We start from the raw sequence: 2,271 nt of genomic DNA on the forward strand, positions 1-2,271 counted from the left end.
ATTGCTATTGTATTGTGCTACCAATACTGAGCCTCTATCTCCATCCTCAGCTGAACTTACAGAAAACCCTGAGGCAGCTGTCATATCAATGTCTATGGCATCATCCATACGTTCATCCACCACAGCCATCGCCTGTGTGGATTCATCTAGCTGACGAGCCAAAGCCGTAAAACTGGTCTTAGCCCAACCATAAAAGTAATCTTGTTTCATTACATCTTTGAAGGCAGCGTACACGATAGGCTCTGTTGTGTATTTAGTAGTGGCAAGCTGGATATTATCGTTTAAGTCTGTTGATTTAGCATAGTTATTGTCATAGAACTCATTGACGTTATGCCCTCTAATCATACCTATCGTGCCTTTAAGGTTATCAGGCAATTCAAATTTTGCTTCTGGGGAATCAAACCAATAAAACACTGGCTTTAACTCAAATCCTGTCTTATTACTAGGGTCTCGCAGCACAATATAAAGCTGCTCGATGGCCCGAGTAAATGCCACATAACCAAGCCGACGCAGCTCATCAAAACCCTCTTTTGTCTCAATATCAGTATAGTAGTCCTCTACAGTAGCAGAGCCTTGCAATGGTGAGAAACGGCGCTGATTGCCAGTAGATTGTTGCATTAACGCTGAAGGTGCTTGTTGGGCGTTATACAAGTACAATCCATAGTCTTCCTTATTACCTGACTTCCTACTTGCATCCCCCATACCCAGTACATAGACAATGGGAAACTCAAGCCCTTTTGACTTATGAATGGTCATCAGCTGCACGCCAGACTCTGTCGGTAGTGGATATTGTTTAGCCCAGTCACTGTTGGGTGCTGCCTCTATGTGCTGCCTAAACCAAGCCAGTAGTTCATGTTCACCCATGCCTAGGCCGTACTGCGCCAAGATATCCATCACATGACGCAAGTCCATGATATGACGATCGCCTTCTGAATGAGCCGCCAGTGCTTGCCAAACACCTTGCGGCTGCATAGGGCTTTTATCTAACAAGTAATGCAGCGCCGATAAAATACCAAAATGCTGCCAGCGCTGTGTGCCTTCCTTTAGATAAGTAATAAAATCTTGATAGCTTTTTTTATGATCAATAACTGAGGTATTTTGTGAATTAGAACTGTTTGAATGGCGGCTTAGCGTTGTACTACTATCTTCGGCAATGCCTGATTCATGATCTGTCATCATAGCTTTGATATCTTTAATACTCAGTCCATATAGATGACCGGTCAATACCCGATTAATCATGTCATGGCGATACGGATACAGCATGGCACTGAGTAGCGCTGCCACATCCTCTGCCATGATAGTCTCAAAGATACTGACATCACTGGTAGTTAGGGTTGGCACGCCCAGTTTGACCAGCTCATCTTCAACCTGTTTTAAATCTTTTTTGGTACGTGCCAGCACCCCGATATCACTGGGCTGAATTAGCTTACCTTTTAATGTCTGACCACTGCTGAGAAAAATGGCAATATGACGCGCAGTGATCTCATACTCATCATATTCAAGCTCTACCTCTTTGCCATTAGGCAGGTGCAATACGCTCACTGGTTGAGCAGAGAGCACCTCAGTCACCAAGCACCTGTCTTGTATGTCTGAATACTTAAACCAAGACAATTCACTATGCTCTTTTGAGGCTTTGCTATGCTGATAATAAATACCAGTACCTAGCTGCGCCTGCTTATTTTCACCAGTCGCTGCTGCCGGCATACCAAACCAGCAATTTAGTGCACTAATCACACTGAGGGTGGAGCGACGATTAGTGTTGAGTGTCCAAACGGTGCTTTTGTCAAACTGCGCTTTCATATAGTTATAGTTGGCCACATCACCACCACGAAACCCATAAATAGCTTGCTTTGGGTCACCAACCAGTAGTAAAAACTCATGATTGGATTTCTTAGTGATTGATTGCTTGTCATTATCCAACTGTTTGCCTTTACTCTTTGGCAAATAGATATTTTCAATCATAATGGCCTGCTCGCCATTAATATCTTGTGACTCATCAATTAATGCAACTGGATAATGGTGACGGATATAACGCGCTAGCTTATCTCCTTGCCGACCCGTTAACGCTTGGTTTAAGCGCACCATTTGCAGACTAAAAGTTGTCTCACCACGCTCTTCTAAAATAACCGGCAGTCTGTCACGTACCGCAAGCACAATGTGACGATTAAGATTGGCTAAGACCAACAAGATATGCTGATTTAACCCTTCAATCATATCTAAGAGAGCCATTAACTTACTAATGGTCTCTAGCTCAAAAAGGGTCTGATGCTC

At 43.5% G+C, this 2,271-nt stretch carries 1 protein-coding gene; it reads right to left on the reverse strand.

Features of this window, described 5'->3' with window-relative positions:
• Nucleotides 1-2,271: UvrD-helicase domain-containing protein (locus VLN09_RS04100; protein WP_325243944.1), on the reverse strand; the 2,271-nt coding region annotated here is incomplete at both ends.

The sequence above is a fragment of the Psychrobacter sp. genome (assembly GCF_035469765.1).
Lineage (GTDB): Bacteria > Pseudomonadota > Gammaproteobacteria > Pseudomonadales > Moraxellaceae > Psychrobacter.